Below are 23,673 nucleotides of genomic sequence, written 5' to 3' on the forward strand. Positions count from 1 at the left end.
TAGCCGACTGTGCCGCAACACATATCAGAAGTCCGTCTCGGTATCGGCGGCGGCGATCTCGGCCAGCAGCAGAGTCTCGTCGGGCGCGTCGGCCGCGATGCGCAGCCTGGCCGTCACGAAATCTCGGAGTTGCCCGCGAATTCGCGCTTCATCGGAATCCACGACATCGGCGGAGCCGATCCCGGGTACGTAGATATCCACTGCCACAGCGGATTCCCATCCGGCCGGGGCCGATGCCGTACCGATCCACGTGTCCTCGGCGCGGATCAACTCGGCCCCGGTGGCAGCCGCGGCAGTGCGGATCCGGGCCCGAGGACGCAGATGCGGCGGCACGGCGAAACTCGCCCGCGACGCGGCCACCGCGACGACCCCCACCGCCGTATCACCAGATCGCCTCCGCACTTCCCAGGACACCGCACGCTCGGAGGCGTCGAGAATCCCGGGCGGACAGCGACGCCAATCCCAGCCGCCGACGCCGCGGGCCAGAATCACCGCATCCGTCGCGGCAGCGCCCGGACCGGCGGCCAGTGCGTAGTCCGCCGCGCGATCCGCGGTGACGGTGGCGAATTCGCCGGGCTCGATCGCGTCGGCTCCGTCCACGAGACGTTCGCATTCGGCAGTGAGGGTGGCGATGTCGAGATCCACGAGCCGCTGCTCGAGCGCCGGAATGCCGTCCAGGGTCGAAGCGGGCCACCAGCGCGACGCCCAGTGCGCATAGCCGAGCTTGGACGCGCTCGCCCACAGTGCGGGAAGACCCGGTGTTACGACCGATTCCGTTGTGCCGCTGCGAAAATCAGCCACGGACAGTGCCACTCGCTCGCCGTACACCGCCCAGATCCACTCCTGCGCGACATCCACGTCGTCGAGAACCGCCGTCGGAATCGGCTGCCCGGCAAGCACACTCCAGGCCAGGTGTCCGCCGCGCACCTCCAGCACCGCGGTATCCAGCGTCGCGACGCCCTCCCCCGGCACCGGGCCGGTCTCGGGTCCGACGATCAGGGTGCCCGCCGAGCCGCCGCGGACGGTGATCCGATCGGACATCAGCTCGCCCTCGATTCGGTCGAATCCGCCTGGTCACCAACGACGCCCGTGCTCAAAGCCTGTTTCACCCGCCCGCGGTGATCGAGCATCACGGATCTGGCGACGCCGTCGAGAACGTCCCAGAATTCGCCCGTATCCGACAGCGGCGACTCGCGCACATCACGGCCGTGCAGCCGGACCCACAGCCGACGCAGATAGGGCCGCCACGGCATACGCAGATCGGCGGCCACCGCGGCCAACGGACCGCCGGGCTCATCTTCGGGACGCACCGCGAGCCGACGAGCCTGCAGCACATACGCCTCCCGACGCCACCGTCCGTTGATCACCCGCTGCGCAACCGATTCACCGTTCGGATCATCCCCGAGCGGCCGCAGTCCCAGCGCCAGAACGACACCCGCCGCAGCCGCCAACCGCAACGACTCGTCCAGCAGCGCCCACGGTGCACAGCTGCGCGCGATCTCCGCCCCGACCAGATCGGGAACCGTCGGCAGATCGGCCCGATCCAGCGCCGCCTGCAGGACGGTGAAGACCCGCTCGTAGATCGACCGATCGAACGGCCGGGCCAGCGTGGCCGTGGACGCGGTGGACCCGAGCGGCGGAGGCGGCGGGGCAGGATGTTCGGTCAGTCCGAGATACTGTGCGCCAGGCATGGTTTCGGCGGACCACAGTTGGATTCCCGAATGGGTTCCGGCGCGATCGGCCAGCAGTGCGGCATGCACCGAACCGCCCTCGGCCCGGGTTGATCGTCCGCGCGCGGCAGCACAGACGTCGAGCAGGGAGGTGAATTCCGCTGTGCGGTCCGAGTATTCGCCCTCTGGCAGCGGCCTGTGGTCCCACGTCACCCGGACCAGATCGGTCAACTCCCACACGCGGGCCGGTTCGGTGAGGTACTCGCGCAGCGCCCGGGTGGTGCGTCCGGCCGTGCAGCCGTGCAACTCCAGGAGTGCCGCTTCGGCAGTCTCGTTGTCCCGCAGACGGTCCGGCGAACCTGTGGCGGTCGCCAGCTCGAAACAACGCTGGAAGTACAGATCCTGCGGATTGCCGTCGGTGATCCGCAGCGTCCGCCGGATCTGTTTGAACAGGGTGAACCATTCGGCGGTGGCCCGCAGCACCGGACCGGCCGCATGCAACCGGGTGGTCACCTCGGCGGCGCCCTCGGCCGTGACGATCGGGCCCGCACACAGTGGATTCTGCGCCGGCCGCAGCACCAGCGGGTCCAGGATCAGCTTGACGGTCCGGCGCAACGGCCCGCCCTGCGCCCCGCTCAACGCCGCCACGCCGTCGAGAGAACGCCAGATCTCGTCCAGCACCATGTCCCGGGGGCGTCGCATTCGCTCAGGTTAGACGGTATTTCCGGGGGGCTCCACCCCGCGGTTGCCAGTGCTCGTCGGCTCCCCCGACGCGGAAAACCTGGGATCGGTAGGGGGCGAATCGTTCCTACATTTTCGGCATCGGCTCCACCCCCGCGAGCCGCACCGATTCGAAGGAATCTCATGAACACGACATCCATCCGCCTGTGCGCCACCGCGTTCACCGCCTCCGCCGGCCTGGTTCTGGCCCTCACCGGTTGCGGCAGTTCGTCATCGCCCGCGCCCGCGGCATCTTCCGCGCACGCGACCACCGGAACATCCGCGGCCGCCGCGCCGGGCGCATCCGCACTGTCCATCGACGGCAAGTCGGTATCCGCCACCTTTTCGACCACCTGCGTGAGTCAGGGCGGTCTGATCGCGCTCGCGCTGACCGACACCGGCAACGGTCACTACGGCAATCTGGCCGTGAGCGCCACCGTTTCGGGCGGCGATTCCGTTCAGGCGGTGGGCATCACGGGCAGCAAGGGCGGTTCCTCGGGCCTGCCGTACGCCATCGCATTCGGTAAGGGCGTGCCGGGCGGTTCGGCGTCGGTCACCAAGAGCGGCAACACTTTCCATGTCGTCGGCGAGGGCGTCGGCACACCGGACCCGAGCAATCCGACGGCGCGGGTCGAATCCTCGAAGTTCGACATCACATTCGTGTGCCCGACCGTGATCGGGGGCTGAGATGGCCACCAGAATTCGCGCGCTGGCACTGCTCTCCGGTGTCGCGGCGGTCGGGTACTACCTCTGGCACGGCCTGACCTACCGCTCGGAGGATTTCGACGGCGACGCGCTCGGCTGGGTCGGCTGGCAGATGGCGCTACCGATCATGGCGCTGACCATCGTCCCGATCGTGTTCGCGTTCAGCGGCGAAGGTATCACCCAGGCGTTCACCGGCCGCAACAGCGCCGCGTTTCGAGACGGGCCGGTCGGCATCGCGACGGTGACATCCGTCCGGCAGACCGGGGTGAGCGTCAACGACCAGCCCCAGGTCCGCCTGGACCTGACCGTCGAGGACGCCGAAGGCCACACCTTCGACTCCCACGCGAAGATCATCGTCCCGCTGACCGAACTCGCACTCCTGCGCCCCGGCGTCGTAATGCCGGTCCGCTACCTCCCCGGCCGAACCGACAAGGTCGAAATCGACCGTTCCGGCGACCACACCGCGACCCGCAACGCCTGGAACGCAACCATGATCCGCCGCGGCCTCACCACCCCCGCCGCGCTCGACATAGCCGCCCGCGGCACCCCCGCCCAAGCTGTCGTCCAATCCCTGTCCGTCCCAGGCGAAATCCGCGACGGCCACACCAAGGTAGACCTCGACCTGGCCGTAACCAGACCCGACGGCACCACCTTCACCACCCACACCGAGAAATACCTGGCACCGGCCAGCGTCGACCTGGTCCAGATCGGCCGAATCGTCAAGGTGCACTACCTACCCGCCGACGAACAGAACGTCGTCCTGACCCTCCCCATCCAAACCTGAACCAGCACAGGGAGATCCGCTGTAGCTCTGCCGGGCGCAGCGGATTTCGCATGTCCGGAGCCGACCCGGCAACGAGGATGGAAGCTCCTACCGATCGGTCGGCTCATGGACGGGAGAACAAGTGAAACCGGCTCGGGCGCGGGTCGATCGCGGCAAGCTGAAGCGGGGTTCAGCTACGTGACTAGGTCCCGGTCCGAGAAGGTACCGGGTGCGGCGGAATACCGCGAGGTTTGCGGGGTGTGTGCGTCCGCCGACACGGCGGTGACCTCGGCATCCCAGACCTGGGTGCTGCCGATTCCGTTCTCATCGCGGGCTGGAGAATTCACGCTGCTCGGCTGAGGCTACCGGCGGTCTCGGCGTCGGATCCGCGGCGGTGGGTGTACGAATATGTGATCGCCGCCAGCCACGCCTGGTGGACGCGTTGCGATCCGCGCACAGCCGCGGCGTGATCGGTCTGTTCGAGCAGTTCCTGGGCGCGGGCCAGACGTTGACGGTGCAACTCCGGATTCGGCACCGCCCATGCTCTGCGCCGCCAGTTCCACGCCGTCCTGCACACCACCCCGGACGCCCACCGCAAGGCGTGGGAGGTCGGCGGGTAAACCCGCCTGGGTATACCCAGGGCCCGGGATGACCCGGACGGTTCCGGAGCGCCGCTCGACTTGCGGCAATCGAGGCTATCCACCACCACTGAGCTGGTGTTATTTCTAATCTGCATGATATCCGTGACACCGTCCGGGTAACGGCCGCCACAGAAGATAGGTATGTCCCCGGTAGATCTACCCTCGCCGGGAAAACCGGCACACGCGATCGTGTAGGCGACCGAGTAAGTGACAGTAAGCAGGTAGGTCGATGCTCCAATACCGTTCGAAAGGATCCGAGGTCGTCGGTGAAACCGCCGACAACCACACCGAGACCGTCTTCATGATCCGGCGCTGCCCCGATTGCTCGAAGCTGTTCGCACCGCTGATCACCAACTGCCCGTCCTGTCCGTCCGCGTCGCTCACCTGGGCGCCCTCGCGCGGCACCGGGTCGATCGTGTCGTGGAAGGTCGTCCATCGCCAGTCGACCGAACATCACGGCGAGTGGGAGCCCTCGACCATCGCCATCGTGGAACTCGACGACGGCCCCTGGGTGTACACCGCGATCGAGGGCGAGATGCCGCCGCCGTCCGCCCAGCCCGTGCGCGTGCGGTTCGAGCCCCGGCCGACCTACGACAGATTCCCCGTCTTCGCCATCGATACCTCCGAGGGATCGGACCGGGACAGTAGCCGCCGCCCGAAGCCGGCACGGTCGAACTGCCAGAACGAACCGGTATCGAAAACGATGAAAAGGGCACAATCGGATTCCGGTCGCGCCTCGGCGTGGGTTCGCTCGGCGCTCGATCTCTGCGATTTCCTGCGCACGGCCCGCTCGGTCGACGCCGAGGCGATCTCCGTGATCGAATTCGCCATCCGATGGGCACCGGCGCGCGGCGCCAGTACTAGCGATCTGCTCGTCAACTTCGGCGTCACGCGGTGGCGATTCGTGGAGATGGTCCGTGAATCCCTGCAGCCACGCGCGAGCGACAGCCGACACGCCGCGGCACTCAAACGTAATCTCCTGGACTCGCTGACCTGGGCCTGGCGCATGTATCCGGATTCTCGGGAATCACGACCCGTCGCTGTCCCGGCTCTCGTCGACCGCCCACGCCGCAATCTGTGCACGTGAGTTGAACCCGAGTTTGGCGAGAATGTGCTCGACATGGCCTTGAGCCGTGCGCTGCGAGATCACCAGCTTGGCCGCGATCTGCTTGTTGCTCAGGCCCTGCGCGACGAGGTCGGCCACCTGCCGCTCACGCCGGGTCAGCCGGGACGTCTCGGCGGCGGCGGCAGAATCCGTCTCGCCCAGCGCATAGGCCACCGCGACATCCATCCCCATGGCCTCGCCCCGGCGAATCGCCGCGTCGAATCTGCGTGTACCGAGCGACTGCTGCGCCCGCTGCACACAATCGTCGTGGAAACGCGACATGTTCGGGAAAACCGTCGTGATATCGCTCCCGGTCGGCATGATCCCTTTCGCCGCACCCATCAGCACCGCCGAGCGATCCGGATCGGCCTTGGGATCGGGGACCCACGCCAGCGCTTCGAAGGTGAACGCGGCGATGACCGGACCGTTCAGACGCAGATTCACGCGCAACGCGTCCTGGAGCAGTTCTCGCGCACGCACCGAATCGCCGGCCTGCCACGCGGTAATGCCCAAGCCCCGCAACGCAATCGAACGGTAGCTCGATTCGCCGCGCTGTTCGGTGATGGCGAGCGCCTCCCGATAACGCGCGCTCGCCCCGGCCATATCACCATGCACCTCGTACGACCAGCCCGACATGGTGAGCGCACTCACCCGCAGAATCAGCGAGTCGTCGGCGCCGAGCATCTCGACGGCGCTCTCGAAGAGCGCCGACGCGCGGGATGAGTCGCCGCTGAGCACGGCCAGCACAGCGTCGGCGTGGGCGAGTTGCGCTTCGACGGTCACGATGGGATTCCGCTCGGCGAGCGCGTGCCCCTCCTCCAGGAGGGCGGCGGCGGCCTGGAAATCGGCCTGTGACGTAGCCAATTGAGCGTCGAGGCAGATCGCTGTGATCCGGGCGGGCGAGAACGGGGCGAACGGACGGGTCAGGATGCGGTCGAACCAGGCCCTGCCCTCGCTGAGCAGTCCCCGGAAGATCCAGAATTCGTACAGTGCGTTCGCGATGCGCATCGCGGCCTCGGTCGCTTCCGCGGTGTCCTCGGCCAGAAAAGACTCGAGCGCTTCGCGCAGGTTGAGCTGCTCGCGCTCGATGCGTGCGATCCAGTCCGGCTGATACGCGCTGATCCACCCGGCCTCGGCGGCCGCGGTCAACTGCTGGTACCACTCGCGGTGACGGCGACGTACATCCTCGTAATCCCCGGTCGACCGGAGTCTTTCGCGGCCGTAGTCCCGCAGTGTGTCGAGCATCCGGAAACGCACGGCCGTGCCCGACTCCTCACGAATCACGATCGACTTATCGATCAGAGCCGACAGCACGTCGAGCACGCCGACATCGGCGCAATCCGGTTCCGAGCCCGTCGCACCCGCGGCGCAGATGTGTTCCACGGCATCGAGTTCGACACCGCCGGCGAACACCGACAGGCGCGCCCACAACTGCTGCTCGGCGGGCGTGCACAACTCGTAGCTCCAGTCGATACACCACTTCAGCGTCTGCTGACGCGTCGGCGCGGTACGACTGCTGTGTCTGAGCAGCGCATATCGATCGTCGAGCCGTTGCACGATCTGCTGCGGCGACATCGTGCGCATCTGCGCCGCGGCCAGTTCGATCGCCAGCGGCAACCCGTCCAACCGACCACAGATCCGCGCGACGGAGGCCTTGTTGTCCTCATCGAGTTCGAAACCGCGAACCACCGTGGCGGCGCGATCGGTGAACAGCGCGACAGCGTCGAAGCGCGGCAATCCGGCCAGTGACGGCTCGGGAGCGGGCACCGACAGCGGCAACACCCTCAGCACCGTCTCGCCGCCGATGTTCAACAGCTCTCGACTCGTGGCGATGATCCGCAGATCGGGGCAGGTCCGCAGGATTATCTCGACCAGCCGGGCGACCGGCTCCACCATCTGTTCGCAATTGTCGAGCACCAGCAACATTTCCCGCGAACGCAGATACCGAATCAGCACGTCGAGCAGCGGTTCGGACGAGTCGTGCCGCAGACCCAGCGCCCCCGCCACCACATCGATCAGGATTGCGGGGTCGGGCACGTCGGCCAGTTCGACCAGCCACACCCCGTCGGAGAAGTCGCGACGCACCTGCCAGGCGACTCGCAAGGCCAACCGCGTCTTGCCGACCCCTCCGATCCCGGCCAACGTCACCAGGCGTGAGGTCGAGAGCAGGTTCTTCACCTCCGACACTTCGCTGCGCCGGCCGACGAAGCTGCTCAGCTCGATCGGCAGATTGCCGCCGACGGTCCGTCCGGCAGCCATGGTCGCGGCCGGCGGCGCCGAATCCGATCGCGTCTGCTCACGCCTCGAAGCATCACCTTCGTCCCGCAACGCGATGTCGTTCATCGGAAGGCCGTGCCGCTCGAGCAGACCGCGCATCGTCTTCTCCAGCTCCACCGCCGAAGGCCGCCGCTCGGGATTCCGATCCATCGCGGTCGACACCAGCTGGGACACATCACCGTCGATTCCCTCCTCCTCCAACTCGGGTATCGGCTCGGTGGTGATCCGCAGGAATTGGGTCATCACGTTCTCCCCGCTGCGCCGCTCGAACGGCGCATGACCGGTCAACGCGCAGAACAAGGTGGAGCCCAGGCCGTAGACATCCGCCGACGGGCTCGGCGTACCGCCCTCGAGCACCTCGGGGGCGGTGAAGGCCGGGGACCCGGTCAGCGTCCCCTCACCGGTCCGGAATCCGTCGACGATGTGCGCGATCCCGAAATCGGTCAGGGCGGGCTCGCCGAAGTCGGTGAGCAGGATATTTCCCGGCTTCACATCGCGGTGAACGATGCCGAGGCGATGGGCGCCGGCGAGGGCTCCAGCGATTTTCGTGCCGACCCACAATGCCTTCTGCGCGGTGAGCGGGCCGTGCTGCCGGATCCACGCGTCCAGGGAGTCCCGCGCGTGATACGGCATCACCAGATAGGGGCGTCCGCTGGCCGTCGAGCCCACCTCCAGCACGGTGACGATGTTCGGATGGCCGGTCAACCGGCCCATCGCCCGCTGCTCCCGGACGAACCGCGCCAGATTGTCCTCATCCAGGGGCGTGGTCAGAACCTTCACCGCCACGGTCCGATCCAACGCGACCTGACGACAGCGATAGACCACAGCGAACCCACCGCGACCGATTTCCTCCGCGTCCTCGAGACCCACCGCGGATAGCTCCGCGGTGATCGGCACTTTCAACTCGCGTCGCGTCCGAAGCGGATCATCGTCGGTCACTCGTTCATCCAACCAGCAGAATGCCGGTACCGTGCATAATTTGCCGGTAACAGACTTCCAGCGTATCCCGCCCGGACGCGAACGAACGCGAATATGCCCGCGGTACGACGTCACCTCGAGATGGACGAACGACAGCTATCACCCAGCTGCAGCACTGGTGCGCCGTCGGGCTCATTCCGGGGTCATGCGGTCCTGGAGGGTCGGCAGGATGTGGCCGAGTCGGGCGAGACGTGCTCTCAGTCCCGTAACGCCCGTTCTCGCAGGCTGGTCAGGGTTGCGTTCAGCAATCGGGAGACCTGCATCTGTGACACCCCGATGCGTTGCGCGATCTCGGTCTGCGACCGATTCTCGAAGAACCTCAATCGCAGTACCTCGCGCTCGCGATGCGGGAGTTCGTCGAGCAGGGGCGCGACCGCCAGCGCGTCATCGGTGACCTGATAGCCGGTGTCCTCGCCGCCCAGCTCCCCGACGACGCGCGCCGCGCTGGGCTCGTGGTCGGCGTCCTCCGGCGAGCTGTCGATGGAATCGGCGGTGTGCGCGTTGGCGGCCAGCAGCGCCTGGGTGATCTCCGCTCGGCTCACCTCGAGTTCGGCGGCCAGCTCCGAGGTGGTGGGCATGCGGTAGAGCCGCTGCGTGAGCCGCTCGACGGCCGAGCCGATGGCGACCTGCAACTCCTTCGCCGGGCGCGGCACGCGCACCATCCAGGTGCGGTCGCGGAAGTGCCGACGTACCTCACCCATGATCGTCGGGACGGCGAAGGAGATGAACGAGGAGCCTCTGTCGGGGTCGAAGCGATCCACCGCGAGCACCACGCCCAGCGAGGCGACCTGATACAGGTCGTCGTAGGTTTCCCCACGCCGGCTGTAGCGGCGCGCGATGTGTTCGGCCAGGGGCAGACACCGGTCCACGATCTGCTCGCGCAACCAGGCGTGTTCGGGGTCATCGGCCGAGAGGGCCGCCATCTTCTCCAACCACGGCTCGATGTCGTCGTAGGGGTCGTGTCCGCGGTTGGACCGTGCGGCGGATGGGGCTGTCGAATGTGAGGTCATCGGATGCCTCCGGCGGCCATGTCGACTGCGGGCCTGGCGCTGTGGATTGAACGCCACCACGTAAGAAGGCCGCTATATCGAGTATGCCCGGATCACTCCGACCTGTCACCATGCCGCCGCCGCCACCACGGATGCACCACCCACAGACTCGTGAACAACACCGCGAACCCCACACCGGCGATCGCCCCGGCGACCGGTCCCACGACCGTGTCGAAGATCAGCACCGCTACGCCGGTCAGCGCGATGCCGAGCAACAACAGGCCGGTCAGGGCGAAATGATGCGCGGTCTGGACCACGCTCGTGAGCTGGTGTCTGCGGAACAACAGCCGATGCGCGGCCACGGGCGCGGTCAGGAAGACCGTGGCCGCGATCGAGGCCACCACGACGACCAGGTACACCGCGCGCATCGGATCCGAGAGGGACTCGAACCGCGCCTGGAACGGCAGGGTCAGCAGAAAGCCGGTGAGCAGCTGAATACCGGTCTGCACGACCCGGAGTTCCTGGAGCAGGCCGGTCAGGTTCCGATCCAGTTGCTCCTGCCTGGTCTCACCGCGAACGCGTCGATCCCACTCCTGCTCGGACTCGGCGGACTCGTCGCGCTCGCTCACCGCCACCCACCTCCCAGCATCGAGATCTCATCCGATCCGGAAATCGCGTTCCGACTCGGTGAGCAGTATCGCGGTGGCCGCCGTTTGTCGCGCCGAGTAGCGGGTAGCGCGGTCGATGAAGCGAATCGCACCGCGGAAGGAGATCCACCGATGTCGAAACCGATCACCAGCACACTCGACGACAACGCCCAGCAGGTCACCGGAGATGCGTTGCGCGGCACGGTGGTCGACCTGATCGACCTGTCGCTCATCGCCAAACAGGCGCACTGGAATGTGATCGGCCCCAACTTCCGCTCCGTACATCTGGCCTTGGACGAACTCGTCACCGCCGCACGCGATTTCACCGACGCCGCGGCCGAGCGAGCGACGGCGATCGGGGTGAGCCCGGACGGGCGCGCGGCAACGGTCGCCGAAAAGTCCTCGGCGGCAGGACTTTCCGCGGGATGGGAACAGGACACGGCGATCATCGAAGCGATCGTGGAGAATCTGGCGATGGTGATCGCCCGGCTCCGGGAGCGGATCGATGAGACCGAGAAGGCCGACCCGGTGACCCAGGACCTGCTCATCGAGATAGCCGCACGGATGGAACAGCTGCATTGGATGTGGCAGGCACAGGTCGCCGCCGCGCCCGGCCACCCCGAGACGATCGGCCACGCCGTGCCGACCCGCTGACCACCGACCGGGCATGCTCCCGCCTCACGAGGCGGGAGCATGCCCGTCTCGGTCAGGGTGCGGCCCTGGGTCACGACCAGGCGGGTGGGGCCGGATCGGGTACCGGGGGCAGCGGCGGGCGAGGATCGGGCTCGGGCCGGGACGGATACGGATCCGGGGACGGAACCGGGATCGGCGGTTGCGGGGCGGGATCGGGGACGGGTTGCGGCGGCGCCGGGTCCGGAACCGGCGGTAATGGGTGGGTCATTGTCGGCGGCTACCCCGGATTCGGCCTCCCAATCTCGGGCTCGTCCGGCCGGGGTGTCGCAGCGGCACGGGCGAGTGCGACGGCGTCGCCCCGACGGCGGCACGACTCGGCAGCGCCCCGGGAGACCTCCCGGTTCGCGGAGTTCCTTTCGCGGACAAGTGATTCAGCTGAGAACATTAGCGGCCAGAACGGAATCACGAGGAGTCTCGATGACCAGATATGCGCATTTTGTGGGTAGCGTTCCGAAGGAGTTGATGACCGGGGATGGCGCGGTGTTGCGCTGGTTCGCAGACAGCAGTGGTGAACATCCGACCGGGTTACCCTGTGACCTGGATCCGGACTGGATCATGCAGTACCTCCGCGACCGCGCGGAACACGACGACGTCCTCGAGGTCGTCCGCGCCGGCGAGTACGCCGACTACAGCGACTTCCCCAGCTACGGCCTGCGCCGCGGGGCGAAGCTGGAACCGCGGCACATGTCGATGGGCCGGCTCGAGCGCATCGGATCCGTGGTCGCCGCCTTCGACGAGCTCCGTGCCGCGCGACCGGAGTTGGCGCGAACGAAACTGCAACTGAGCCAACCCAATCCGCTGGATCTGGCGATGTTCGTATTCGCCGGCGCGGCGGTATCGGCCGGATTCCCGCTCGGACCGGCGCTGCGGCGCTCGAATGTCATCGTGGCCGCGCTGCGGGCCCTGCCGGTGGTCACCGAGGCCGTGCTCGAGGAGATCGCCGCGGTGAACGAACGTTACGGCGACCGCGTGGTCTGGCAGGTGGAATCGCCCTTCGCGCTGCTGGGCATGGTGAAGGCCGACCAACTGGGCGCGAAGTGGGCGGCGGCACCGCTGCTGTCCCGCCAGCTCGCCGGACTGCTCACCCGGATCCACGACGTCGGGGCGCACAGCGTCGTACATCTCTGCTATGGCGATTACCAGCACAAATCGCTGCTCAGCCCGCGATCGCTGGCCCCAGCGGTCACTCTGCTGAACCACACCGTACAGCACCTGCTCGCACAGGGCACTCCCCTTCCAGCGGTACACATTCCGTGCGCGTTCGGCAGTGAACCGGCGCCGCTGGACCCCGAGTTCTACGCACCCCTGCGGCGGCTCGACCCGGAGTGGAAGATCATCGCGGGCGTGGTTTCGCCGGGTTCCGATGCCGACAGCACACACGCGCTGCGGCTGTTCGAGGAGGCTGCCGGCCGCACCGCCTACGGGGTCGCGACCGCATGCGGACTGGGGCGCTGCAATGTTGCCGAGGCAGAACAGGCCGCGAGCACGATGGCGAAGCTGACCGCCGAGACGATCGCCGGATAGTCCTTCACGCACCGGGGCGCGGCGAAGCATGTCGGGAGTCCCGACGTACTTCCGCCGCGCCCCGGTGCGCGGGGCACACGGCAATCACATTCCGCCGCAACGGTTCTGCCCGCACCCCGCCCGACCAGCGCACTTGACGGCGCAGACGTCCGGATTCCGGCCTATGCCGCACGCAAACCGGACATACGTCGTACTATGGATGGGCCGGAAAGCGGGGTGATGCATGACGAAACAACCGTGAGCGCAGCCCTTTCCCGCCCACCATCCGCCGCCGATTCCGTGCCGTTCGCCGAAATCTGCACTGCCGCAATGTAATACATCCCACACCGTGATGACACCTCGTTCGCGTGTCATTGCCGGCGAGTACACGCATGCCCTGCCAGCTATTTTCTAGCTACCGTAAGCACATTTGCGTTTGCAACGTAATTTGCTGTTCCGCTTGATGATTCAAGATCAGCTGTTAGGCTGATACCCCGTGCGCCGTCACAGAGTTAACTAGCGGCTACGGAGGTTGTGGATTCTGTCGTTCGACAAATGACCGGGCTCGATTCGGCCGCTACCGCGCGGCGCACGATCTTGTTCGCACGTTCCAGGGAGTTGCTATGGGGAACAAGGAAAATCCACATGTTCTGGTAGTAGGCGGAGGTCCGGCAGGTTCGACCGCCGCCGCGCTGCTCGCACGGTCCGGGGTGCAGGTAACCCTCCTGGAGCGAGATACGTTTCCGCGGTACCACATCGGAGAGTCGCTGCTGGCCTCCTGCCTGTCCACGCTGCGGGTATCCGGCGCGTACGACAAGGTCGCCGCACACGGCTTCCAGATCAAGCGGGGCGGTTACTTCCAGTGGCAGAACGACACCTGGCTGCTGGACTGGTCCAAACTGGTCGACGCCGAGGCGTGGTCCTGGCAGGTCGATCGGGCCCAGTTCGACGAGTTGCTGCTGCGCAACGCGTCGGACCAGGGCGCGCAGGTCATCGAGCAGGCGAAGGTCACCAACATCCTGTTCGACGGTGAGCGCCCGACCGCGGCGGAATGGGTCAAGGCCGGCGACGACACCGTCCACACCCTCGAATTCGACTTCCTCGTCGACGCCACGGGACGAGACGGCTTGCTGGCCAAGCACTTCGACATGCGCCGCCAGCATCCCGCCTTCCGCAACGTCGCGGTCTGGTCGTACTGGGAGGGCTCGCATCTGCATCCCGACAGTCCCGAGGGCGCGATCAACGTGGTCTCGACCGAGGAGGGCGGCTGGTTCTGGCACATCCCGCTGGCCGGCGGCCGCAACAGCGTCGGATACGTGGTGTCCGCCAAACTCGCCGCGGAGAAGTTGCGCGGCAGCGACTCTCAGCAGTTCTACCTGGACACCATCGCGGCCAGCAAGCCGATGAGCGCGATGCTCGAAGGCGCGACGCAGGTCGCCGAGGTCAAGGCCGAGCAGGACTATTCGTATGTCGCGGACCGGTTCTGCGGCCCCGGCTACGTCCTGGTCGGTGACGCGGCCTGCTTCCTGGACCCGCTGCTGTCCACCGGCGTGCACCTGGCGACCTACTCCGGGCTGGTGTCCGCGGCGGCGATCGCGACCACGCTGCGCGGCGAGATGAGCGAAGCCGATGCCCTGGCGTACTACGAGTACACCTATCGCCGCGGCTACACGCGGTTCCTGTCGCTGGTCTCGCGCATGTACGAGCACTACATCGGCTCCGAGGAGTACTTCGCGCACGCGCACCGGCTCACCGATGTGCACGACGGCGATTCGCCCGAGCAGTCGTTCACGCGGATCATGGCCGGGCTGACCGACGTCGGCGAGACCACCGGCGAGCAGGAGCTGACCGGAACCGAGGTGATCGTCTCCGAGGCCGAGCGCCTGCACACCGCCCCGGATGCCGACGGCGTGAACATCAAGTACATGGGCGGCCTGGACATGTCGCCGGTCTGGGACCACTGGCGCGACCCGCTGTCGGACACCGATATGGGCGAGCTACGGATCACCAACGAACCGTTCGGCCTGACCACCGCACCACGCACCGACGCCGAACGGGACGCGGTGACGCTGCCGGTGCTACCGCCGCGTCACGACGCCGAAGCCGCGCACAGCGGCGAAGCCGTCGGGACGCCCGGTGCGCACTTGTAGCCGGAGCCGGACCGTGACTGGACGGAGCCGACCGTGACGGTCACCCGTTTCGCTCCCGGACCGTTGGGTGAACCCACGCCCAGCGGTCCGGGGGGCCGGACCGACACCGCCGGACTGATCGATCGCTTCCACCACCCCGCGACCCGGGCTCTGCTGGCCAGTGAGGGCCTGACGACCACGGCACTGGAACGCCTCCTGGCAGGCGGTCTGAGTGTGCGGGTGATGCGGCAGGACGAGGTCGCGGCCCGCGCGCTGCCCGCCTTCCTCGTCGACGCACTCGGGCTGCGGGCGGGCGACCGGGCCCTGATCCGGCACTCGCGCCTGGTCACCCCCGAGCGGACGGTGTCGATCAATTACGTTGCGGCCGTGGCACAACCGGCCGACGAGAACGGACTTTCCGATCTGCGCACCCCGATCGGCCACGGGCTGCTCGCCCGCGGCCTGAGCCAGCGCCGCCGGATCATGTGGGCCGGCACCAGGACGTGGCCGGACGGGCGCGCCTGCGCCGCGAGGGCGTACGTGATGTCGATCGGCGATCGCCCGGTGTGCTGGATCCGCGAGGCCTTCGATCCGGCTGTGGTCCCGGCCGAACACGCCATGGTGTGGCTGCCGGAACCCGAGCTGCGCGACGAACCCGAATTCCGCACCACATTCGGATCCGAGGAGACACCAGAGTGAACGTTCCCACCGTCGCGGTCCTATTGGACCTGGTCCTGATCATGGCGGCGGCCCACATCCTGGGGTGGTTGGCCGAGAAGCTCGGCCAACCACCGGTGATCGGCGAGATCGCGGCCGGAATCCTGGCCGGTCCCACCATCATCGGGCATCACCTGTCCTCGGTGCTGTTCCCGCAGGATGCCCGGGGATCGCTCAATCTGCTGGCCAACATCGGCGTCGCGGTGTTCATGTTCGTCGCGGGCCTGGAACTCGATCGCGGCATCTTCCTGGGCGCTCGCCGCTCGATTCCCGCGGTGTCGACGGCGGCCTACGTGGTGCCGTTCGCCCTGGGCAGCGGCGTCGCGATCACCGTCCTGACCCGCTACCAGACCGGCAACCGGCTGCACTTCGCCCTCTACGTCGGCTGCGCCCTGGCCGTGACCGCCTTCCCCGTGCTGGCGCGAATCCTGCACGACCGCAACCTGGTACACACCGAGATCGGCCAGCTCAGCCTCGCGTGCGCGGCGCTGGTCGACATCATGGCGTGGGCGATGCTGGCCGTGGTCCTGGCGCTGGCCCACCCGGGCGGCACCCAGTGGCGGCTGATCCTGCTGATCCCGCTCGTCGGGCTGCTGTGGTGGGTTCTGCGGCCGACGCTGGCGCGGATCTCCCGACTCGGCAGCGCCCAGACGATGATCATCATCGGCGTCGGGGGCGCGCTCGCCGTCGCGGCGATCACCGAATGGATCGGATTGCATTTGATCTTCGGCGCTTTCGCGTTCGGGGTGATCTTCCCCCGCGAACGCCGCCTGGCGGTGGAATCCGGCGTGCGGGTGCTCAGCGCGGTCCTGCTGCCCGGATTCTTCGTGGTCGCGGGCCTGGCCGTGGATCTCAGCTCGATCGATTCGACCGCGATCGGCGAACTCGTCGTCATCGTGGCCGCCGCCGTGCTGGGGAAGATCGGCAGCGTCTACCTCGCCGGTCGGCTGACCGGAATGGGGAAGCAACCGGCGGCCGCGGTGGCGACGCTGCTCAACACGCGGGGACTGACCGAGCTGGTCATCCTGTCCGTGGGCCTGACCACCGGACTGATCGGCCCCCAGCTGTATTCGCTGCTGGTGGTGATGGCGCTGGTGACGACCGCCTCGACCGCACCGATACTCCGACTCCTGCGCATGGCCCACGGCCCCGCCGAGACCGAACCGGAGATGGTCGGCGCCGGGACGGTCCCCGCTGCCGCGCAATCGCATCGCCCGCACGATGCCGCCGCCGAGCCGGACGGCACCACACGATGAACACGGATGGTCCACGGCCGGCCGGATCGTCCACGGCCGTGTCACCGCACCGAGAAGACCTACCCGTCCGTAACATGTTGCACGGCAGCATTTTCCGTAAAGTGCCGTCGACCTGGGCGCGAGGCCTCGCTGAGCGAACACCGGCATAGCGGCGAAACATGCTGTGACACAATCACATTCATGCGATACGTACACCGCGATCGGGACCACGGGAAGGCGGCTACCGGCCGTCCGGCAGGCAGCGTTGCTCCCAGGTTCGCGAGCCCGTCGGCGTCGTCGCTGCTATGTTGCTTGCGTGGGCGAAGCGCCAAGTACCGCACAACGGTTCAGCACATGCTGTCGATCGATCCCCCCGACGATCCGGCACACGGCCGTCCCGGTGCTACCCACGTGAGCGCGCCGGCCTGCCGCGCTCACCCAGCTGCTCGTCATATTCCCGTTCATCGTCCGGAGTCACGTCTTTGACCACACCACAGTCACCCGCCCCCGATCCGTACACCACGGCGACCGGAGTATGCCCCGTCCCCCACGGCCCGTCCTCGGACGTCGACTCGGACCCCAGATTTCCGATGTACACCTCCGAATTCGTGACCGACCCGCACGACACCTACAACCGGATGCTCCAGCATCACTCCACCCTGGTCCCGGTCGAACTGGCTCCCGATGTCCCGGCCACCCTCGTCATCGGCTACAGCACCGCGGTCCGCATCCTCAATGACCCCGACCACTTCCCGTCCGACCCGCGCGCCTGGCAGAAGTCCATCCCCGCGGATTCGCCGGTCCGGCCCATGATGGAGTGGCTGCCGGCGGCCCGCTACAACACCGGCGCGACCCACCTGCGCTATCGCGAGCCCTCGGTGGCCGCGATCGATGGCATCGACCAGAACGCCATCGTGGACATGGTCGAGAGCGCCGCCATCCCGCTGATCACCTCGTTCTGCGAGGACGGATCCGCCGATCTCGTGATGCAGTACGCGTTCCCGCTGGTGCTCGAGGTGCTCAACCAGATGTGCGGCTGCCCCGCCGACATCGGCACGCGGGTCGCGGTCGGCATGGCCGACCGCTTCGATTCCGACCGCGTCAAGGCCAAGCAGGGCATGGTGGATCTGCGGGACGCGCTGATGGAGTTGATCGCACTCAAGCGCGAGCGGCCCGGCAACGACGTCACCTCGGAGCTGGCCCACCATCCCAACAACCTCGACGACATCGAGGTCTTCGCCCAGCTGATGAGCTTCTACGGCGCGGGATTCGAGGCTCAGCGCACCTTCATGGCCAACGCGCTGCTGCTCATCTTCACCGACCCGCGATTCCAGCCCGACAGCGGCCGCAACCTGTCGACCACCGACGCGCTGGACGAGGTTCTGTTCAACAACCCGCCGATGGCGAACTTCTGCACCACCTATCCGCGGCAGCCGATCCAGATCGACGGCGTATGGCTGCCGGCCGATCAGCCGGTGCTGATCAGCCTCGCCGCGTGCAACAACGATCCGCGCATCCGCGGTGAGGGCACCAGCAGCATCGGCAACCGCTCACACCTGGCGTGGAGCACCGGCCCGCACGCGTGCCCGGCCAAGGACGTGGCCTACCGAACCGTCGAGAGCGCCATCGATCAACTCTTCGACCGCGTGGGTGAGATCCGCCTGGCGGTCCGGCCCGACCAGCTGGTCTGGCGTCCCGGCCCGTTCCACCGCGCACTCGCCGAGATGCCGGTGGTCTTCACGCCACTGCGCGCGAGCCAGGTGATGCTCTAGTCACCGGCGGGGTTCACCCGACGCCGGGGACCGTCGTGTTCGCCGACGGTCCCCGGCACCCGCCGACGTGAATGTCGGTGTGGGAGCTACTTTCCCGCGCCCGTGCACCGCATACGCGCAATGCTCAGGCAAGCAGGGCGTACAGCGACCAGTCCAGTACCGGCGCGACCGAACCGTCGGCTCGGGTGGCCTTGACGAGTACGCGAAGCAGCGCTATTCCGCCCGATCCGGGCAATTCCCAGCTGCGCTGCACGGTGATCGTCGAACGCAGGGTGTCGCCCTCGTGGACCGGCCCGACGTGATCGCAGCCGTCCCAGGCCAGCACGGTCACCAGCGCCGGAATCGCCCGGCACACCTGATGGAAGGCGATACCGATGGTGTGCCCGCCGTAGACGAGCCGGTCCCCGCCCGCGGCGGCCGCGTCGTGGTGGACGGTCGCGAGATTGCCTGTGAGACGGGCCAATTCGGGTGCCGAGGTGACGACGTCGGCGCCTTCGATCTGCCAGGCGCGGTCCCGGCTCAGCTGCTCGAGGTGCGGGCCGGGCACCCGATCGCGGAACGCCGCCAGATCCCAGTCCGCCACGGCCTCGGTCAGGTCCGCGTCGACGATCGGCCGGCCCAGTGCGGACAGATCGTCGGCCCGGTCGGTGCCCTCGCTCCCGGGCGAGCACGGCAGCATGGCACACCGCCAGAAGTCCAGGACGACGCGATCGTGCTGATCGGTGGTGGTGATGTGCAGCGCGGCCAGACCCGTCAACGGACGACCGGGCTTGATCGAGTTCTGTTTGAGGCCCTCGACCCGGGTCACGGTCGACAGGGTGTCGCCGATCTCCGGAACCCGCCGGAACCGCAGGCCCCGATAGAACAGATTCGCGCGCACATGCTGGGTGACGACGGTCGACTGCCCGATGGCGGTATCCCACACCAGCGCGGGTGAGGCGATCGCCGAGCGCGCGCCGGTCACCCGCTCGGCCAGTACGGCGTCGCGAGCGATCCGCAGCCGATTGCCGACGATGGCGGAGTGCGTGGCCTGCATCCCGTCGGTCAGGGTGACCGCCGGGACGTCGTCGAACGTCTGGCCGATCTCGAGCTCGTCGAAGTAGACACCGCGAACCTGCACGGTGTCCGGTGACGAGTCAGCCGTCGTAGCCATGATCCTCCTGCCGTATCAGCCTATTTGTACGGCCAATATGCCGCCTCGACCTCCCCCGCGTCAATGAGATACGAGCATCGAACGCAGAGTATGTCGCGTTCCACAATCGAGCCGTGTTGCCTCCGCTAACAAATGGCCGTACATTTCGTCTCGAAGAGAGGAGGCACGTATGCGACCACTCGACGGTATGACGGTGATCAGCCTGGAACAGGCCGTCGCGGCGCCGTTCGCCACCCGGCAACTCGCCGATCTGGGCGCCCGGGTGATCAAGGTCGAGCGCCCCGGCGCCGGCGATTTCGCCCGTCGATACGACGAGACCGTGCACGGGCAGTCGAGCTACTTCGTGTGGCTCAACCGTTCCAAGGAGTCACTGACCCTAGACCTGAAGACCCCCGAGGGCGGACAGATCCTGCGCGAGCTGATCGAGGAGGCCGACGTCTTCGTGAACAACCTCGGCCCCGGCGCGATCGGCCGCCTCGGGCTGGACGCGCCGACGCTCACCGCCCGGCACCCGCGCCTGGTGCACTGCACCGTCTCCGGCTACGGCACCGCGGGCGAATGGTCCCACCGCAAAGCCTACGACCTGCTCGTGCAGGCGGAGACGGGCCTGGTATCGATCACCGGAACCCCGGAAGCCGGTGCCCGCGTTGGGATCTCGGTCGCCGACATCGCCGCGGGCATGTACGCGTACTCGGGCATCCTCACCGCGCTGCTCCAGCGGGCCAACACCGGCAAGGGCACCACGCTCGAGGTCTCCCTGTTCGACGCGCTGGCCGAATGGATGGGCAACCCGGCCTACTACACGATGTACGGCGGAACCCCGCCGCCGCGCGCGGGCGCCGAACACGCGACGATCGCACCGTACGGCCCCTACACCTGCGCCACCGGCGATATCGTCATGCTCGCGATCCAGAACCAGCGCGAGTGGCTCGCCTTCTGCGCCGACGTCATCGAGCAGCCCGAACTCGCCGAAGATCCTCGCTTCCAGACCAATCCGGCCCGCGTCGCGCACCGCACCGAACTCAACGTGATCGTCGGGGAACGATTCGCGCGACTGGCCACCGACGACGCCATCGGCAGGCTCGACGCCGCGGCCATCGCCAACGCCCGCGTCAACACGATGGCGGAATTCGCCGATCATCCGGCGCTGACCTCCCGCGACCGCTGGGTCGAGATCGACACCCCCGGCGGACCCATCAGAGCGCTCAAACCCCCGGCGACCTTCACCGACGGCGAACCCCGCATGGCCGCCGTGCCCGCCGTCGGCGAGCACACCGACGCGATTCTCACCGAGTTGGGGCGCAGCGCCGCCGACATCGCCCACCTGCGGTCCGCAGGGACCGTCTGACCCAGAAGGCACGACAATGACCGAACTGAACCAGGAAGAACGCGCGATCGTCTCGACCGTCGCCGAATGGGTCGACCGCGAAGTACGGCCCGTGGTACGGGAATTGGAGCATTCGAACACCTACCCCGAAGCCTTGATCGAGCAGATGAAGCAGCTGGGGATCTACGGTCTCGCGGTGCCCGAGCCGTGGGGCGAGGTCAAGGTATCGATGCCCTGCTACGTGGCGGTGACCACCGAACTCGCCCGCGGCTGGATGAGCCTGGCCGGTGCGATGGGCGGGCACACCGTCGTCGCCAAACTGCTCGCCGAGTTCGGCACCCAGGAGCAGAAGGACCACTACCTGCCGCGGATGGCGACCGGCGAGTTGCGCGCCACCATGGCCCTGACCGAACCGGGCGGCGGCTCGGACCTGCAGGCGTTGACCACCACGGCGCGGCGCGACGGTGACGAGTTCGTCGTCAGCGGCTCGAAGACCTGGATATCCAACGCTCGCCGTTCGGGTCTGATCGCCCTGCTGTGCAAGACCGATCCGGCGGCCACCCCGCGGCACCGCGGCATCTCGATCCTGCTCGTCGAGCACGGGCCGGGCCTGACCGTCTCCCGCGACCTGCCCAAGCTCGGCTACAAGGGCGTCGAATCCTGCGAGCTGTCCTTCGACGGATATCGCACGCCGGTGTCCTCGGTGCTCGGCGGCGTCGAAGGGCACGGTTTCGCCCAGATGATGAAGGGCCTGGAGACCGGGCGCATCCAGGTCGCCTCGCGTGCGCTCGGGGTGGCGCAGGCCGCCTTCGACGACGCCCTGGCATACGCCCAGCAGCGCGAGAGCTTCGGCAAGCCGATCTGGAAGCATCAGGCGATCGGTCACTACCTGGCGAATATGGCCACCAAACTGTCCGCGGCACGCCAGCTGACCCTGCACGCGGCCGAACGCTTCGACGCCGGTGCCCGCGTCGACATGGAGGCCGGGATGGCGAAACTGTACGCGTCCGAGGTCGCCGCGGAGATCACCCTGGACGCGATCCGGATCCACGGCGGTTACGGGTATTCGACCGAATACGACGTCGAACGGTACTTCCGCGACGCCCCGCTGATGATCGTCGGCGAGGGGACGAACGAGATCCAGCGCAACGTCATCGCGGGACAGCTGGTCGCCCGGGGCGGTCTGACGTTCTGAACCCGCACCGGGTCGCTTAGGGTTTCTCTGATGCCCGACCGACAGGAGCCAGAAAAACGATGACAGAACGCGGCGAGCAGCGACCGGCGTATATGGTGGTCGCCGATGATCTGCGCGCCGCGATCGAACGTCGCGAGTACTCCGCGCAGCGTCGTCTGCCGACCGAATCCGAACTGGCACACCGCTATCGGCTCAGCCGCCAGACGATCCGCCGCGCCTATCTGGAACTGGTGGGCGCGGGTCTGGTGGACCGGATTCCGGGGCGCGGCACCTTCGTCGCCGACCACGAGGCCAAGTACGCCCGCCAGTTCGGCTCCTTCGAGGACCTGCTCGGACTCGCGGAGGACACCAGTATCGAATTGGTCCAACCGCTCGGCCGCCGTGTGGACATCGCCGCGGCGGCCCGGCTGGGACTGGACGACGACATCGTCTACTCCCTCGGCTACGTCCGTTCCCACCATGACATCGCCTTCGGCTGGACAACGGTCGCCCTACCACCCAGAGTGGCCGAAATCGTCAGTGACACAAAGGAATTCACCGAAGTCGGGATATCATCGGCCGCCACGGTGATCGGCCTGCTGGAAGGTCGGCTGCCCGATCCGATCGACCAGGCCCAGCAGTCGATCGCCGCGGTGGCGGCCGACGACACGGTCGCCGAGGTGCTCGGCTGCGCCCCCGGCTCCCCGATCCTGCGCATCGACCGCCTGTTCGTGAGCTCCCGCGCCGAACCGGTCGAACTCTCGGTCGGCTATTTCCTGCCCGACCAGTACACTTACCGCACGAATCTGCTGCGCCAGAGCGGCGAGCGACCATGATTCCGGAGCAGCCACCGCCGCGTCGTCCACGGAGGGCCGCTCAGCGCGAAATCGGTTGGGCCGAAAAGATTTCTCGATAGCGCGCAGTGCCGCGGAGGCGGAGCGTGGTCGTCGGCGACCGGGTGGTGGACGCGTCGCCCCTCACACGAACCGGCAACATCCCGGCGATGACGAAATCCCCGGCCCGGCAGCGACTGCTGGGCCGAGGATTTCGGGTGCGGCGCTAGTCGTGGAACGGCCCCGGTGGGATCACCACCGGAGAGGGAACCCCACCGGTGGCAAAGCTCTTCACCAGGCTCGAGCTGCGGGTGTCGTACACGGCGACCTCACCCGGACCCGTGTGATAGTTCCCGCTCACCATCGGACCGAACGCGGTCAAGGCGCCGTTGGCATTCGGCGCCGGCGAGGAGAAAGGCGTCGTCGGGACGTAGGCGAGCCGCCCGTCGGGCGAGAACGTCACATCCAGAGTGATCTTGCCCGGCTTCAGGATTCGAACCAGCGCACCGGTATACGAATCGACGACCGCGACGCTCCCGTCGAGATTTCCCACCCAGAACTGCGAACCGTCCGGAGTCGAGGAGACGCTGTTCGGATAGCTGGTGATACCGGTGTTCACGGTGCCGATCACCCGGCGGGAGA

21 protein-coding genes are annotated in these 23,673 nt (G+C 67.5%); 12 read left to right on the forward strand and 9 right to left on the reverse strand.

Annotated features, from left to right (window positions below; all coding sequences use genetic code 11):
- Positions 1-24: 24 nt before the first annotated feature.
- Both NM2_RS35175 and NM2_RS35180 read right to left on the reverse strand, forming a co-directional pair.
- A complete protein-coding gene (locus NM2_RS35175) occupies positions 25-1,041 on the reverse strand; it encodes a hypothetical protein (protein ID WP_067678167.1) in 1,017 nt (338 codons plus the stop codon).
- Complete coding sequence (locus tag NM2_RS35180; RefSeq protein ID WP_067678172.1) at positions 1,041-2,354, reverse strand: hypothetical protein; 1,314 nt, start codon at positions 2,352-2,354, stop codon at positions 1,041-1,043. Before NM2_RS35180 ends, NM2_RS35175 begins: the two co-directional genes overlap by 1 nt.
- Before the next feature lie 180 nt (positions 2,355-2,534).
- On the opposite strand from NM2_RS35180, the gene NM2_RS35185 reads away from it, so the two are divergent.
- Together NM2_RS35185 and NM2_RS35190 are read left to right on the forward strand one after the other, a co-directional pair.
- Positions 2,535-3,077, forward strand: coding sequence for a lipoprotein LpqH (locus NM2_RS35185; RefSeq protein WP_067678175.1), 543 nt, complete (start codon positions 2,535-2,537; stop codon positions 3,075-3,077).
- A gap of 1 nt (position 3,078) precedes the next feature.
- On the forward strand, positions 3,079-3,879 hold the full coding sequence (locus tag NM2_RS35190) for a hypothetical protein (RefSeq protein ID WP_067678178.1): 801 nt from the start codon (positions 3,079-3,081) through the stop codon (positions 3,877-3,879).
- 173 nt (positions 3,880-4,052) lie between these two features.
- Here NM2_RS35190 and NM2_RS49615 read toward each other — a convergent pair whose 3' ends face one another.
- Positions 4,053-4,205, reverse strand: a complete 153-nt coding sequence (locus NM2_RS49615) for a hypothetical protein (protein WP_157121515.1) — start codon at positions 4,203-4,205, stop codon at positions 4,053-4,055.
- Positions 4,202-4,393 (reverse strand): hypothetical protein, encoded by a 192-nt coding sequence (locus tag NM2_RS35195; protein ID WP_067678181.1) that lies wholly within the window; start codon positions 4,391-4,393, stop codon positions 4,202-4,204. The genes NM2_RS49615 and NM2_RS35195 overlap by 4 nt, the downstream gene beginning before the upstream one ends.
- A 335-nt stretch (positions 4,394-4,728) precedes the next feature.
- Between NM2_RS35195 and NM2_RS35200 the strand changes: the two genes are divergently transcribed.
- Positions 4,729-5,586 (forward strand): Zn-ribbon domain-containing OB-fold protein, encoded by an 858-nt coding sequence (locus NM2_RS35200; protein WP_067678184.1) that lies wholly within the window; start codon positions 4,729-4,731, stop codon positions 5,584-5,586.
- Here the strand turns inward: NM2_RS35200 and NM2_RS35205 are convergent.
- The 3 genes from NM2_RS35205 to NM2_RS35215 form a co-directional block, all read right to left on the reverse strand.
- Complete coding sequence (locus tag NM2_RS35205; RefSeq protein WP_067678187.1) at positions 5,527-8,820, reverse strand: protein kinase domain-containing protein; 3,294 nt, start codon at positions 8,818-8,820, stop codon at positions 5,527-5,529. The genes NM2_RS35200 and NM2_RS35205 overlap by 60 nt on opposite strands.
- A gap of 236 nt (positions 8,821-9,056) precedes the next feature.
- Positions 9,057-9,869, reverse strand: a complete 813-nt coding sequence (locus NM2_RS35210; protein WP_067678190.1) for a SigB/SigF/SigG family RNA polymerase sigma factor — start codon at positions 9,867-9,869, stop codon at positions 9,057-9,059.
- Between the two features lie 92 nt (positions 9,870-9,961).
- Positions 9,962-10,477, reverse strand: a complete 516-nt coding sequence (locus NM2_RS35215; RefSeq protein WP_067678232.1) for a DUF6328 family protein — start codon at positions 10,475-10,477, stop codon at positions 9,962-9,964.
- 150 nt (positions 10,478-10,627) lie between these two features.
- Between NM2_RS35215 and NM2_RS35220 the strand changes: the two genes are divergently transcribed.
- The 6 genes from NM2_RS35220 to NM2_RS35245 all read left to right on the forward strand — a co-directional run bounded on the left by NM2_RS35220 (position 10,628) and on the right by NM2_RS35245 (position 18,544).
- The gene (locus NM2_RS35220; protein WP_067678193.1) at positions 10,628-11,149 is read left to right on the forward strand and encodes a Dps family protein; all 522 of its coding nucleotides are present in this window, start codon (positions 10,628-10,630) and stop codon (positions 11,147-11,149) included.
- Positions 11,150-11,605: 456 nt separating this feature from the next.
- Positions 11,606-12,712 (forward strand): hypothetical protein, encoded by a 1,107-nt coding sequence (locus NM2_RS35225; RefSeq protein ID WP_169816294.1) that lies wholly within the window; start codon positions 11,606-11,608, stop codon positions 12,710-12,712.
- Between the two features lie 602 nt (positions 12,713-13,314).
- Positions 13,315-14,841, forward strand: a complete 1,527-nt coding sequence (gene qhpG / locus NM2_RS35230; RefSeq protein WP_067678198.1) for a flavin-dependent monooxygenase QhpG — start codon at positions 13,315-13,317, stop codon at positions 14,839-14,841.
- A 33-nt stretch (positions 14,842-14,874) separates the two neighbouring features.
- Positions 14,875-15,519, forward strand: coding sequence for a hypothetical protein (locus NM2_RS35235; RefSeq protein ID WP_067678200.1), 645 nt, complete (start codon positions 14,875-14,877; stop codon positions 15,517-15,519).
- On the forward strand, positions 15,516-16,793 hold the full coding sequence (locus tag NM2_RS35240) for a cation:proton antiporter (protein WP_084531886.1): 1,278 nt from the start codon (positions 15,516-15,518) through the stop codon (positions 16,791-16,793). Before NM2_RS35235 ends, NM2_RS35240 begins: the two co-directional genes overlap by 4 nt.
- A gap of 461 nt (positions 16,794-17,254) precedes the next feature.
- Positions 17,255-18,544, forward strand: a complete 1,290-nt coding sequence (locus NM2_RS35245; protein WP_067678202.1) for a cytochrome P450 family protein — start codon at positions 17,255-17,257, stop codon at positions 18,542-18,544.
- Between the two features lie 124 nt (positions 18,545-18,668).
- Here the strand turns inward: NM2_RS35245 and NM2_RS35250 are convergent, their stop codons facing one another.
- A complete protein-coding gene (locus NM2_RS35250) occupies positions 18,669-19,697 on the reverse strand; it encodes a MaoC family dehydratase (RefSeq protein ID WP_067678205.1) in 1,029 nt (342 codons plus the stop codon).
- 169 nt (positions 19,698-19,866) lie between these two features.
- Here NM2_RS35250 and NM2_RS35255 point away from each other — a divergent pair, with 169 nt between their 5' ends.
- From NM2_RS35255 to NM2_RS35265, 3 genes are read left to right on the forward strand one after another with little or no spacing between them, the layout of a single operon-like run.
- The gene (locus tag NM2_RS35255; protein ID WP_067678208.1) at positions 19,867-21,045 is read left to right on the forward strand and encodes a CaiB/BaiF CoA transferase family protein; all 1,179 of its coding nucleotides are present in this window, start codon (positions 19,867-19,869) and stop codon (positions 21,043-21,045) included.
- Between the two features lie 16 nt (positions 21,046-21,061).
- Positions 21,062-22,219, forward strand: a complete 1,158-nt coding sequence (locus NM2_RS35260; RefSeq protein WP_067678211.1) for an acyl-CoA dehydrogenase family protein — start codon at positions 21,062-21,064, stop codon at positions 22,217-22,219.
- Positions 22,220-22,278: 59 nt separating this feature from the next.
- The gene (locus NM2_RS35265) at positions 22,279-23,034 is read left to right on the forward strand and encodes a GntR family transcriptional regulator (protein ID WP_067678214.1); all 756 of its coding nucleotides are present in this window, start codon (positions 22,279-22,281) and stop codon (positions 23,032-23,034) included.
- 223 nt (positions 23,035-23,257) lie between these two features.
- Here NM2_RS35265 and NM2_RS35270 read toward each other — a convergent pair.
- Positions 23,258-23,673: hypothetical protein (locus NM2_RS35270; protein ID WP_439956959.1), on the reverse strand; the 416-nt coding region annotated here is incomplete at its 5' end.

Source organism: Nocardia miyunensis NBRC 108239 (assembly GCF_001613065.1).
Classification (GTDB): Bacteria; Actinomycetota; Actinomycetes; order Mycobacteriales; family Mycobacteriaceae; genus Nocardia; species Nocardia miyunensis.